Annotated in this window: 9 protein-coding genes and 1 pseudogene; 8 read left to right on the top strand and 2 right to left on the bottom strand. The window is 74.1% G+C overall.

What is annotated here, in order from left to right; genetic code table 11:
• The 5 genes and pseudogenes from AC3WLN_RS22475 to AC3WLN_RS22495 all read left to right on the top strand — a co-directional run.
• Window positions 1–291 (top strand): annotated as a pseudogene (locus AC3WLN_RS22475) (NAD-dependent dehydratase); the annotation flags it as partial.
• Between the two features lie 157 nt (window positions 292–448).
• The gene (locus AC3WLN_RS22480) at window positions 449–1,201 is read left to right on the top strand and encodes an ABC transporter permease (RefSeq protein ID WP_492485005.1); all 753 of its coding nucleotides are present in this window, start codon (window positions 449–451) and stop codon (window positions 1,199–1,201) included.
• 1 nt (window position 1,202) lies between these two features.
• Window positions 1,203–1,976 carry an ABC transporter ATP-binding protein gene (locus AC3WLN_RS22485; RefSeq protein ID WP_492484994.1) on the top strand — a complete coding sequence of 258 codons (774 nt, stop codon included), beginning with the start codon at window positions 1,203–1,205 and terminating at the stop codon, window positions 1,974–1,976.
• Window positions 1,977–2,178: 202 nt separating this feature from the next.
• The gene (locus AC3WLN_RS22490; RefSeq protein ID WP_463777190.1) at window positions 2,179–2,412 is read left to right on the top strand and encodes a DUF2842 domain-containing protein; all 234 of its coding nucleotides are present in this window, start codon (window positions 2,179–2,181) and stop codon (window positions 2,410–2,412) included.
• A 122-nt stretch (window positions 2,413–2,534) separates the two neighbouring features.
• Window positions 2,535–2,951 carry a hypothetical protein gene (locus AC3WLN_RS22495; RefSeq protein WP_492484996.1) on the top strand — a complete coding sequence of 139 codons (417 nt, stop codon included), beginning with the start codon at window positions 2,535–2,537 and terminating at the stop codon, window positions 2,949–2,951.
• Window positions 2,952–2,959: 8 nt separating this feature from the next.
• On the opposite strand, the gene AC3WLN_RS22500 is transcribed toward AC3WLN_RS22495, so the two are convergent.
• A complete protein-coding gene (locus tag AC3WLN_RS22500) occupies window positions 2,960–4,039 on the bottom strand; it encodes a polysaccharide deacetylase family protein (protein WP_492484998.1) in 1,080 nt (359 codons plus the stop codon).
• Between the two features lie 178 nt (window positions 4,040–4,217).
• Here AC3WLN_RS22500 and AC3WLN_RS22505 point away from each other — a divergent pair, with 178 nt between their 5' ends.
• On the top strand, window positions 4,218–5,414 hold the full coding sequence (locus tag AC3WLN_RS22505; RefSeq protein ID WP_492484999.1) for a GNAT family N-acetyltransferase: 1,197 nt from the start codon (window positions 4,218–4,220) through the stop codon (window positions 5,412–5,414).
• 118 nt (window positions 5,415–5,532) lie between these two features.
• Here the strand turns inward: AC3WLN_RS22505 and AC3WLN_RS22510 are convergent, their stop codons facing one another.
• Window positions 5,533–7,872, bottom strand: coding sequence for a GumC family protein (locus tag AC3WLN_RS22510; protein WP_492485001.1), 2,340 nt, complete (start codon window positions 7,870–7,872; stop codon window positions 5,533–5,535).
• 186 nt (window positions 7,873–8,058) lie between these two features.
• Here AC3WLN_RS22510 and AC3WLN_RS22515 point away from each other — a divergent pair, with 186 nt between their 5' ends.
• Both AC3WLN_RS22515 and AC3WLN_RS22520 read left to right on the top strand, forming a co-directional pair.
• The gene (locus tag AC3WLN_RS22515; RefSeq protein ID WP_463777176.1) at window positions 8,059–8,631 is read left to right on the top strand and encodes a polysaccharide biosynthesis/export family protein; all 573 of its coding nucleotides are present in this window, start codon (window positions 8,059–8,061) and stop codon (window positions 8,629–8,631) included.
• 212 nt (window positions 8,632–8,843) lie between these two features.
• A complete protein-coding gene (locus tag AC3WLN_RS22520; protein WP_492485003.1) occupies window positions 8,844–10,079 on the top strand; it encodes a glycosyltransferase in 1,236 nt (411 codons plus the stop codon).
• The last annotated feature ends 31 nt before the right edge of the window (window positions 10,080–10,110 follow it).

The raw sequence follows: 10,110 nt of genomic DNA on the forward strand, positions 1-10,110 counted from the left end.
GGGCAAGGCCCGGCCTGCCCCGGCGACACCCTGAGCCCGGTGGCCCCGTTCCGCCTCGTCAATATCGGCGGCGGGCGCCCGGTCCGGGTCGACGCGATGATCGACGAACTGGAGCGGGCCCTCGGCGCCCGCGCCGAGCGCGTCCTGCAGCCCCTGCCGCCCGGCGACGTGCCCCGCACCGATGCGAGCACGGACCTGCTGCGCGCCCTGGTCGGGCACGTGCCCGAGACGCCGATCACCGTCGGCATCCCGGCCTTCGTGGCCTGGTACCGGGCCTATCACGGGGCCTGAACCGCCCCGATCCTCCTCACAGCCCGGCCCCGGCCGGCTCCGCCGCGATGGCGTCACAACCGACGAGCCCGATGAGCCCCAGACCCCTTCCGCCGCGGCGCGGCCCCCGATCCGGCCCGACCCGCCGCCTGCCCGGACGCCGGCCATGACGCCGGCCATGACGGCCCTGCGCTCCACCGCCCTGGCGGCGGCCGGGCTCCTCGCCTTCCTGGCGTTCTGGGAGGCGATGCCGCGCCTCGGCCTGATCAACCCGGCCTTCCTGCCGCCGCCGAGCACGATCCCGGCGGCCTTCCTGAACGAGGTCCGCCTCGGCGTCTGGGGCGAGGCCGTCCTGTCGAGCCTGAGCCACTACGTCGCCGGCCTCGCCGTCGGCGCGGGCGCGGGCATCGCCCTCGGCCTCCTCAGCGGCATGTTCGGCTGGTTCGAGGCGGCGACCGCCTGGATCGTGCGCCTGTTGCGGCCGATCCCCGGCCTCGCCTGGGTGCCGTTCGCCATCATCTGGTTCGGCGTCCAGCCCGAGGCCGCCGTCTTCATCATCGCCATCGGGGTGTTCTGGATCGTGTTCTTCGCGACGCAGGGGGCGGTGCGCGGCGTCGACCGCGACCTCGTCGAGGTGGCCCAGGCCTTCGGCTTCGGCTCGCCCTGGTCCCGGCTCACCAAGATCCTGCTCCCGGCCGCGACGCCCGGCATCCTGGTCGGCCTGCGCACGGCTTTGGGCCAGGCCTGGATGGCGGTGGTGGCCGCCGAGATCTTCGGCGTGCCCGGCGTCGGCGCCCGGATGATGCAGGCCTCGAGCCTGCTCTCCACCGACATCGTCGTCGTCTACATGCTCACCATGGCCGCCCTCTACGGCCTGTTCGACACGGCCTTCGTCGCCCTCCAGGGGTGGCTCCTACGGTGGCGCGCCTGAGATGCCCGAATCGATCACGCCTGAGCCGATCATTTCCCTGGCGGGCCTGAGCCTCGCCTACGCGCGCGCCGGCACCCGGACCGTCATCCTGCAGGACCTCGACCTCGACGTCGCCCGCGGCGAATTCCTCGTCATCGTCGGCGAATCCGGGGTCGGCAAGTCCACCGTCCTGCGGGTGCTGATCGGGCTGGCCCAGCCGAGCTCGGGCCGCGTACGCCTGCGGGCCCGCCCCGACTGCCGCACCCCGATGGCGCTGGTGTTCCAGGATGCCCGGCTCCTGCCCTGGCGTCGGGTCGTCGCCAACGTCGCCTTCGGGCTCGAGGGCAGCGGCCTGTCCCGGGCCGAGCGCCTGGCCAAGGCGCAGGCCATGCTCGACCTCGTGGGCCTGAGCGACCTCGGCCAGCGCTGGCCGCACCAGCTCTCCGGCGGCCAGCGCCAGCGCGTCGCCATCGCGCGGGCGCTGGCGGTCGACCCGGACGTGCTCCTGATGGACGAGCCCTTCTCGGCGCTGGACAGCTTCACCCGCGAGGGCCTGCAGGACGAGTTGCAGCGCATCCAGGCGGCGACGGGCAAGACCATCCTGTTCGTCACCCACGACATCGACGAGGCGGTGACGCTCGCCGACCGGGTCGTGGTGCTCGCCGGCAGCCCCGGCCGGCTGGCGGCCGAGATGCCCGTGACGGTGCCCCGGCCCCGCCGCCGCCGCGACGCCGCCCTGCAGGAGGCCGCCCGGCAATTGCGGATGGAACTGTCGAACCGCTCGGCCGAACTCTAGGGCATTCCCGGTAATCTCCGGATCACCGGAAATGCCCTGTCGTAGGGCCTGGCCGCATGTCCTTTGCGCGAGCCGGCATCCACCTCGCTGGAAAACGCTCTGGGGCTTGGGGTGCGAAAAGGGTCGCGGCCGCGGCCGTTGCCATCGCCCGCCCGGGGCTCTACCCCGCTCGGACCACCCGTTCTGTTCGAGGACCAGGCCGATGCGCCGCCGCACCCGCTCGCTGATCGGCACGATCGTGATGCTGGCCTTCATCATCATCTACGCGCCGCTCGCCATGGCGCTGGCCGACAGCCGGATCTCCGAGACGCCGGCCCCCGTGCAGGCGGTGCTCTACGCGCTCCTCGGCATCGCCTGGATCTTCCCGCTGATGCCGCTGATCAGCTGGATGGGCAAGAACGACGTGAGCGAGACCGACGTCGGGGATCGGCGCTGACAGCCCGGGACGCGGGGCGCCCTCCGGACCGGCCAGAAAACCGCGGCGGGCGTCGGGTTTTCGCCGCACTCGCGAGCCAGAAGCGCGCCGTATCCTTCGTCAAAAGGCCGTCGTTCCGCTCAATGCCACGCCTGTGCACGCCCTCGCTCCTGCTCGGCCTCGCGATCCTGTCGGCCCTCCCGCTCCTGACGGCGCGTCCCGCGCAGGCGCAAGGGGCGCCGCGCTCGGTCTCCGACTGTGAGCGCTTGAAGAACGACCTCGCCTACAACCAGTGCCTCGCCATGTTCGGCCCGGCCGCCAAGAACGTCGCCGGCGGCGTCTCCACCGGGGCCGCCTCGGCCTCGGCCGAGGTCGCCAACGCCCTCGCGGCGATCCCGCAGAGCATCGCCGCGAGCGCCGCCGCGACGGGGGCCGCCATCGCCTCGATCGGGCACCGCACGCGGCGCGGCCGCCACGCCCGCCACGGCCGCCAGAGCGCCAGCTTCGCCATCGCGGGCGGCGAGAGCCGCTCCTACCGCCGGCATCGCCGCCGGCGCTGAGCGCCGGCTCAGCCGACGTTGAGCCGGCGGCCCCGGTTCCAGGCCAGGAACGGCACCCCCGAGAGCAGGGCGGAGAGCGCGGCCTCCGTCTGGTGGTGGCCGTTCACCGAGACCCGCGGCAGCGCGTGCAGGTGGTCCGCATGGGCCGCGAACAGGTGGCCCGGCCTCGTCGTCACCGCCGTGGCGAAGCCGAGGTCGCGGGCGAGGGCGAAGTCGCGCGGGCCGGCCGAGGTCGGATCCCCCACCGGGTAAGACAGATGCGCCACCGGGCGGCCGAGCTCGGCCGCGATCCGGGCCCGCCCCTCCCCGATCTCCCGGCGCGCGACGGCCTCGCCGTGCTTGGCCAGCATCGGGTGGCTGACCGTGTGGGCGCCGAAGGTGACCAGCGGGTCGCGGCCGAGGGCGCGCAGCTCGGACCAGGACAGGCAGAGGTCGGCGGCCATGGCGCCCGGCGCCAGACCCGCTTCGGCGCAGAGCGCGGCGATGAGGGCGAGGAGCCGCGCCTCCGGTCCCGCGCGCAGGTCGCGGTAGACCCTGTCGAAGGCGGCGGATTTCTCGCGGGCGTCGCGGGCCGGCAGGTCGAGGCCGGCCCCGGGCAGCCGGACCCGGTCGAGGCGGCCGATCGCCGCCTCCAGTTCGAGCCACCACAGGCGCCCCCGCCCGCTCGCGAAGTCGCTGGTGAGGAACAGCGTCCAGGGCGCCCCGTGACGCCGCAGGACGGGGGCGGCGTGCTCGGCATTGTCGCGGTAGCCGTCGTCGAAGGTGAGCACCACGAAGGGGCGCCCGCCCGCCGCGAGGCGCTCCGGCACGGCGTCGAGGCCGATGATCTCGAAGCCGCGCCGGCGCACCAGCGCCAGGGTCCGGTCGAGGAAATCGGGGGTGATCGCCAGGAGCCCGTTGGGCGCGTAGGCCCCCGGAGCCCCGGGGCGGACGTGGTGGAAGGTCAGGATCAGCCCGCGCCCGCGCGCCACCGGGCCGAGCCAGAGATCCGCCCGGCTCGCCGAGATGGCGCGGAAGCCGGCGGCGAACAGGCGGTGGCGCCGGCTCAAGGGGGGCGTCGGGGTCGCGGAGGGATCGGGCGCGGACATGGTTTATCCGTTTCGGCGGCTCCGCAGGGGAGCACGCCAACCGGCAAGGTTTCGTTACCCACGCGCGCAGACGGCGGATGACGGCCGGTGCGGCGTCACCGGTGGGTTAAGGGCTGCGGGTCCAGGGTCGGCCGACGATCGGGCGGGCCGCGGCCCGCCGGCCACCGAGGATGATGGCATGGCTGTTCTCGCCGACGAACTGACCGGAGCCGGAGCGATGCGCGCACGGGTGCAGCAGGGCCTCGCCGCGGAGGTCTTCCACGACCTGGCCGCCGCCGAGGCCCTGTGGCGCGGCCTGGAGGCCGATCCGGCCGTGCTGGCGACGCCCTACCAGCGCTTCGACTGGGTCTCGGCCTTCACCCGGACGATGCCGGGCGCGGACCTGCGCATCGTGGTCCTGCGCGATGCAGGCGGGCGCCCGCGCGTGCTCCTGCCCCTGGCGGTCGCCCGCGAGGGCGGGGCGAACGTCGCCCGGGTCGTCGGCGGCAAGCACGCCAACTACCACATGCCGCTCTTCGCCTCGCGCGAGGCGGCCGCGATGCCGCCGGAGGACCTCGCCGAGGCCCTGCGCCGGCTCGGGCGGGAGACCGGGATCGACGCCTTCGCCCTCTCGCACCAGCCCCGCTTCTGGGACGGCGCCGCCAATCCCCTGCACCACCGGGCCGAGCCCGCCCCGAGCGACGGCTACGGGCTGATCCTCGGCCCCGATCCGGACACGACGCTGAAGCGCGTCTTCAGCAGCGACGCCCGCAAGAAGCTGCGCGCCAAGGAGCGCAAGCTCGTGGAGGCCTTCGGCCCCGTGGCCTGCCGGCGCGCCGAGACCCCGGAGGAGGCCGAGCGCTTCCTCGCCGCCTTCTACGGGCAGAAGGCCGCGCGCTTCGCCGCCCTGGGCCTCGCCGATCCCTATGCCGACCCGGCGGTGCGGGCCTTCCTCGCCCGGGCGGCCTCCCCGGCGGGCGGGTCCGTCCTCGAGGTGACGGCCCTCGTGGCCACCGAGACCGGCCGCGTCTTCGCGGTCTTCGCCGGCGCGGTCGACGGGCAGCGCTACAGCGGCATGTTCACCGCCTTCGATGCCGACCCGGCGGTGAGCCGGTCGAGCCCCGGCGACATCCTGCTGCACCACCTCATCGGCGACCAGACGGCCCGGGGCCGGCGGAGCTTCGACCTCGGCGTCGGCGAGGCCCGCTACAAGAGCAGCATCTGCGACGAGACCATCGCACTCGGCGAGGTCGCCCTGCCGGTGACCCTGCGCGGCCAGGCCTTCGCCCTCCGGACCATCGCCGCCGCCCGCCTCAAGCGCCGGATCAAGCGCGACCCGCGCCTGATGGCCCTGGTGACGCGCCTGCGCCGGCACCGGGCCGCCCCGGCGGAGTGACGATCGCGCCCCGAACGCGCGGCACCGCCCCCCGCGGAAGGCGAGGGGCGGTGCCGGGGGATCGAACGGTCGTCTCGGGGGCCGTCGTTTCGGGGGCCGTCGCCTCGGGTGGACCGGGTCAGGCGGCCGAGCGGCGCAGGGGCATCGCGTCCTCGGTGAAGGCGGGCGCCTCGGGGGCGAGGGCGGCGACGGCCTGGTCCTGGGCCACCAGGATCTGGGCGGCGCCCGAGGCCTCGGCCAGGGCGTAGAGGTCGAGGAGGTCGGCATCCTCGGGGTCGCGGTCCGAAGCGATGACCACCGTGTCCATGCGCCCGCCCGCCACCGCGAGGATGTCGCGGGCGGTCCGGGCCTGGGGCGTGCCGAGGCGGCAGACCACCCAGTCATAGGCCTGGGCCAGGGCGTCCAGGGTGATCGCCAGGGCCTGCGGCTCCTCGGCCAGGACGGCGGCGTCGACGAAGCCCCGCGGGATCGCGTGCAGGCGCGAGCCCGGGATCGACTGGATCACGTCGAGGAAGGCGGCCTCGCCCGCCACGAGGTCGGTGAGACCGACATCGTCCGCGCCGCAGGCGGGACCGTTGAGATCGACCACCACCACGCTCGCATCGGCCGAGAGCCTGCCGCCGAGGCTGACGGCGAGGCCCGCTTCCTGGTGCCTGGCCGGCACCGCCTCGACCACCAGGACGGCGCGGCCCGCGCCGGACAGGGCCGGCCCGGCGCCCGTGCGCAGGCGGGCGACGAGCGGATCGAGGGCATAGGCGCCCGCCTCGGCGGGGGCCGGCGCAGGAGGCGCCTCGGGCCGGGCCGGGGCCAGGCTCGGCCGGACGGGGGCCGCCTCGGGCCGCGCGACCGGCGCGGCGGCGCCCGGGCCTGCGCCGACGACGGCGGCCGGATGGGCCGTGGCGCCATCGCCCGGGCGGGCCATGGCGAGGGAGGCCTCCGGGAAGGCGAAGGGCTGGTGGAGATAGGCCGGGCGCTCGGCCGCGGTCTCGGTCTCCTCCTCGCGCCGGCGCCGGCGGCCCGAGCCGTCCGGATCGCCGAGGAGGTGACGGGCGATGACGCCGCCCATGGAGAACAGCAGGCCGAGCACCGCCGCCAGGAGCACGATCGGGAGCTTCTTGGGGAAGGACGGCGTCTCGGGGGTGATGGCGCGCGAGACCACGCGGGCATCGGCCGGGGCCGCGCTCTCGGCGTCGCGGGCCGAGGCCTCGCGGTAGCGGGCGAGGTAGGATTCGAGCTGTTCGCGCTGGGCCTTCGCCTCGCGCTCCAGGGCCCGCAGCTGGACCTCGCTGGAATTGCCCTTCGAGACCACGTCGCGCTGCGCGTCGACGGCCGCGCTCAGGCTCTCGACCCGGGCGGCGGCGATGCGGGCATCGTTCTCCAGGGTGCGGACCACGCGCTCGGCGGTGGCCTTGATCTGGGCGTCGAGGTCCGAGATCTGCGCGGTCAGTTCCTTGATGCGCGGATGGGCCGGCAGCAGGGTGCGGGATTCGAGGGCGAGCTGGTTGCGCAGGGTGATGCGCTGCTCGACGGTGCGGCGGATGATCTCGTTGTTGGCCACATCCGGGATCTCGAAGGCGCGGCCGTCCTTGATCATCTCCTTGATCAGCTTGGCGCGGCCGGCGAGGTCGGCCTTGGCGGTGCGGGCCTGGGAGAGCTGCGTTGACAATTCGCCGAGCTGCTGGGCGCCGAGGGGCTGGCCGGCGGCGCCGCCGGTGGCGATCAGGCCGTGGCTGGCCCGGTAGGTCTCGACCTTGGCCTCGGCCTCGGCGACGCGGGTGCGCAGGGTCTCGATGTTGCCGCCGAGCCAGGTCGAGGCGTAGCGGGCGGTGTCGGTCTTGGCCGCGTCGAGGGACGCGATGTAGAGCTCGGCGATGGTGTTGGCCGCCTGGGCCGCGAGATGCGGGTCCTTGGAGCGGAACTCCACCGTGAGGATGCGCGACTTGCCGGCCGGGTAGACGGTCAGGCGGTCGAAATAGGTCTCCAGCATCCGCTCCTCGGGCGGGCGCTCCATCGGGTTCTTGGCCAGCCCGATCATCATCAGGGCCCGCTGGAGCGGGCCGAAGCCGGAGACGCTGGGGTCGAACTCGGCGTTGCCGGCGAGCGACAGCCGGCGGATCGCCTCGCGGGCGAGGTCGCGGGACATCACCACCTGGACCTGGCTCGCCACCGCCTGCTCGTCGATCGGCTGGGGCTGCTCGCCGCGCTCCTGGGCCGTGCGGGTATAGGGCGTGTCGCGGCTCTCCAGTAGGATCTTCGCCTCGCCGGTGTAGCGCGGCGAGACCACCTGCACGAAGACGATGGCGGCGATGGTGGCCAGGGCGGTGGGGACGACGATCCAGCGCCAGGACCGGCGCAGCAGGCCGGCGAGCTGCGACAGGCCCAGGCCCTCGCCTTCCGGTCCCGCGCTTCCGGCGGGCGGCGCATCGCGTGTGGGCTCGAACGGCGAAGAGCGGGGCATGGCTCGATCTTTACGCAAGGCAAGGATGTCGACCGCGAGATGGCCGGCTTTCCACGACTAGACCGGTTTAAGGTTGACCGGACGTTAAGAACCGCGCGTTTCGCCGGCGCCGATGCGGGACGTCAGTCTTCGTTAACCATATCGGCCTAACCGTCGGTCCGAATTCTCCTCACGACGGCAGTAGTGATGAACCGGCGATCACTTCTCTTAGCTCTTTCGTCGAGCCTGGCGCTCGGCGGCTGCCTGCGCCCGGATTTCCGGACCGATCAGCTCGACGCGACCGGGACGGGCTCCATCGGCGCGCGCTACACGCTCTCCGCCGGGGACCGCCTCCGGGTCATCGTCTTCGGCCAGGACAACCTCTCGAACATCTACGCGGTCGACGGCGCCGGCAACATCGCCATGCCCCTGATCGGCCTCGTGAAGGTCGGCGGGCAGCCGACCAGCCAGGCGGCCCGGACCATCGAGGCCAAGCTGGCATCCGGCTTCGTGCGCGAGCCCCACGTCACCGTGGAGGTCGACGCCTACCGGCCCTTCTACATCCTGGGCGAGGTCACGACCTCGGGGCAGTATCCCTACGTCAACGGCATGGCCGTCGAGACCGCGGTGGCGATCGCCGCCGGCTTCGGTCCCCGCGCCGCCCGCGACTACGCGGTGCTCACCCGCGAGGGCCGGGACGGCCTCGTCTCCGGCATCGTGCCGATGACCTACCCGGTGCGCCCGGGCGACACCATCGTGATCAAGGAGCGGTTCTTCTGAGAGCCCGCCGGGTCGAAGCCCCGCGGATGCGAACGATCCTGCCGCGCCGGTTAGGACTCGCCTAACCGACCTGAGAACTATCTCGCTGATCCGGCGATTCGCACCCGATCGCGAGGAGACGGGTTTAACGGTCTGCGCACCTGTCCCGCGCCAAGGTCTCCCGACGGACGAGCGGCCGGGCCGCTCGCGCTACGGTGCGTGGAGCAACTGTCGTGAGTGCGTTCACCCTGGGTCCGACCGCCGCCGACGGCGCGGCTTCGTCGATCAACGCCGCCCCGGGCGGTCTTCCCGTCCAGCGCATCCTGCACGTCTTCCGCGCGCCCGTCGGCGGCCTGTTCCGGCACGTGGTCGACCTCGCCCGCCTCCAGGCCGCGGCCGGGCATCAGGTCGGGATCGTCTGCGACGCCTCCACCGGCGGCGAGCGCGCCGCCCAGGCCCTGGCCGAGCTCGCGCCCTGCCTCGCCCTCGGCATCACCCGCCTGCCGATGCGGCGCAACCCGCACCCCTCCGACCTCGAGGCCCTGCGCACCATCGCCCGGCGCGCCGCGGCGGTGGGAGCCACCGTGCTGCACGGGCACGGGGCCAAGGGCGGGGTCTATGCCCGCATGGCCCCGGTGCACGGCGCCGCGCCGATCCGCGCCTACACGCCCCACGGGGGCAGCTACAACTACAAGCCCGGCACCCTGCGCCACCGGTTCTACATGGCCCTGGAGCGCCTGATGGGCCTGCGCACCGACGTGTTCCTGTTCGAGAGCGAGTACGTCGCCGGGCGCCACCTGGCCTATGCGGGCGACCCGCGGCGCATCACCCGGATCGTCCACAACGGCATCGGCGAGGCGGAATTCGCCCCCATCGTGCCGGCCGAGACGCGCTTCGACCTCGTCTATATCGGCGAATTGCGGGACGCCAAGGGCGTGCCCTTCCTCCTCGACGCCCTGCTGCGCCTGCGCGCCGCCGGCCGGCCCCTGCGCCTGCTCATGGTCGGCTCCGGCCCCGATTCGGCGATCCTGGCCGACCGGGTGGTGGCGATGGGCCTCGGCGAGGCGGTGGCCTTCGAGCCGCCGCAGGCGATCCGCCCGGTCCTGGCCCGGGGCCGGCTGATGGTGGTGCCCTCCCTGGCCGAGTCCCTGCCCTACGTGGTGCTGGAGGCGGCAGCGGCCTGCCAGCCCCTCGTGGCCACCAATGTCGGCGGCATCCCGGAGATCTTCGGGGCCGCCGCCTCCGAACTGGTGCCGGCCCGCGACGGGAAGGCCCTCGCCTCCGCCATCGCGCGGGTCCTCGACGAGGATCCCGAGGCCTGCCGCCGGCGCTTCGAGAGCCTCGCGGCCTCGGTCCGCACCCGCTTCTCCATGACCCGCATGGGGTCGGACGTGCTCTCGGGCTACGCCGCGGCCCTGCGCGCCCGCTCCCTCGGCGCCGGCCACGCCGTCGCCCCGACGGTGCCCTGATCCCGTCTCCGCCCGCCTCCCCTCCGACCCC

The organism is Methylobacterium sp. FW306-05-D, from assembly GCF_058782155.1.